At 37.6% G+C, this 2,288-nt stretch carries 2 protein-coding genes and 1 pseudogene; 1 reads left to right on the forward strand and 2 read right to left on the reverse strand.

Annotated features, from left to right (window positions below):
* Positions 1-214: hypothetical protein (locus FTU95_RS14935; RefSeq protein WP_218944688.1), on the forward strand; the 214-nt coding region annotated here is incomplete at its 5' end.
* 296 nt (positions 215-510) lie between these two features.
* Here the strand turns inward: FTU95_RS14935 and repM are convergent.
* Positions 511-1,440, reverse strand: a pseudogene (gene repM / locus FTU95_RS14855) (replication initiation protein RepM); the annotation flags it as partial.
* 510 nt (positions 1,441-1,950) lie between these two features.
* Complete coding sequence (locus FTU95_RS14860) at positions 1,951-2,130, reverse strand: hypothetical protein (protein ID WP_180078882.1); 180 nt, start codon at positions 2,128-2,130, stop codon at positions 1,951-1,953.
* Positions 2,131-2,288 lie beyond the last annotated feature (158 nt).

Below are 2,288 nucleotides of genomic sequence, written 5' to 3' on the forward strand. Positions count from 1 at the left end.
CGTTTTTAGCCCTGTTTGGCTAGATTCCCCTGTTTTTGAAGAAAAGGCGCTTAAATGCGATTTTAGGCGGTTTTTGCGCTATGGGGTGAAATTCGATATTGGTGCTTTGCTAACAATAAAATTTTTAGCGGTTTGGAGATTTATCATTTCCCGACAGCAGGAGGGAATGCACGCTTACGCGTTTCTCTCCGAGAAACAAAAAATCGACCTCTGAAAAAGATAAAAATAAGCCCCAAAGTTTGGGGCGTTTTGAAATCTTTTTTAGAGGATTAATTGCTACTTTTTGGCATTCACGTAGTCATAAAATTGAAGTTGCTGTTTTGGGTCTTTTAGCATGATGCGAAGCCGTTGCATAAAATCATCTGGAGATTCGTTCTCCTGCTTTAAGTGAGCGAATTTCTTGTCACGGGACATATTGAACGACAAGCTGTTCACTTGCATATTTCGCAACTCAATAAACTTAGGTTCATCGACCTGTTTAATTGGTGCAGATTGGATTTTTTTAGAACCAAAGCCGAGCTGTTCCAGTAGCGGATAAAACATCCTGAATTTTTTTGGCTCTAAAAGCATGTCGGCAAGGCGTTTCGTAAAGTCTTCGGCTGACTCTCCGATCTCTGCATATTCGCTACCAACTTCGGGTAGTTCAGATAATTTATGTGCGAACAAATGCCGTTGGGCATCGGTCATTTCAACAAAAAAATCGGGTGTGTTTGGATCTCGTTTAGGGTCGATTTTTTGTTCTACTTTTGGCTGTGGTTTTTGTTTGAATCTGAATGAAAAACCACTAATTGAACGACCATTTTTATGTTGTTCTACCTTCACTTTAATGTCTGTTTTTTCATTAATTTGCTGTAATGATGGTTCTAAAACACGACTTTTAAAATGATTCATTGCTTTGTATTCATTAGGTTCAACTCCTAACTGACTTCTGAAATCCGCTAGTTTCAAAATTGGAGTTTTACCTACCTCACGCCATGTTATCAATAGTTCATAAAGTCGTATTGCATACTTGCCTGTAAGTCCTGAAACTTGATTAATCTGATAGCTTGTAAAGTGTTTCTCAAGTCGTGTAATTAGTGGAACTACATCAGGGGCAAAGGTGATTTCTAGTAGAGCAGAATCATCAATGTATTTAATACGACTAACCCATCGTGAGCGAACAATACCAATCCCTTTTGATGTTTCTTCTTGGAATGAAAATTGTCGATCAAATAGGTTGTTTACAGCTTCTTTTAAAGCCTTGTAAGCCCCTTCTTTTGTGACATTGAACTGTTTTGCATAATCACTGGCATGAATTTCTAGTTTACTGTCAGCAGTAATTCCTTTCCCTGTTTCTCTAGCACTGATAATTGCCAATAAAATTAACCTTTGTTCTGTTACCTCTAAGTTGTAACTGGCATTCATAAGAGCATTATCTTTTACAACTAACCCGCCTTTCATTAAGACACCATTATTTTTATGTATATAAAGACACATTATATTTTTATGTGTCTTAATGCAAACTATTTGTGTCGGTATTGGTGTTTTTGAACAAACTATTTGTGTCGGTATGACAAACTATTTGTGTCGGTATGTCCTCTGAAACGCACGTATATCAATACTTTCAAGGCTCTTAAAAGCATTTAAAAGCTTTTTATATTATTAAAAGCCCAAAAAAATCAAAAACGGCATTTAAAACTGCCCTATGTTTTCGCTTCGCTCAAACTCTATTGAATCTCGCTGCGCTCGATTCCTGGGGGCAGTTTTTTTCAAAGACCGGCTAGGACGCTAAAAACAAGAATGGATTCGCTTCGCTCATAAAGCTTTATGCTCGCTTCGCTCGTCATGGAGCCAGTGGCTACAGTCGCTTTGCTCTGTAAATCTCGTTATGAAGCAACAGGGAGCTTGTAATCAGGGAAAAGGCAGGGGCAAATTTTTATAACGCTCAGTCGCTCGTAGACACTCGCTCGGTTACTTGATCAATTTGTTTAGTTGTTCTTCAAAATCTTGCTTGTTTAAATCACCTGAAACGTACTGATCATAAAGTTTTTGATGATCTTCAGTGATTTCTAAATCGTAATATTCTCGATCTGATTTCTTTAAAAGTACCTCTGACAAACGATTATTTTTTTCGGCATCACTCAATTTCATAGTCTAAATGCTCCTATTTTGCGTTTATTGGCGTTTTTAGCCCTGTTTGGCTAGATTCCCCTGTTTTTGAAGAAAAGGCGCTTAAATGCGATTTTAGGCGGTTTTTGCGCTATGGGGTGAAATTCGATATTGGTGCTTTGCTAACAATAAAATTTTTA

The organism is Acinetobacter sp. YH12208, from assembly GCF_013418055.1.
Taxonomy (GTDB): Bacteria; Pseudomonadota; Gammaproteobacteria; order Pseudomonadales; family Moraxellaceae; genus Acinetobacter; species Acinetobacter pseudolwoffii.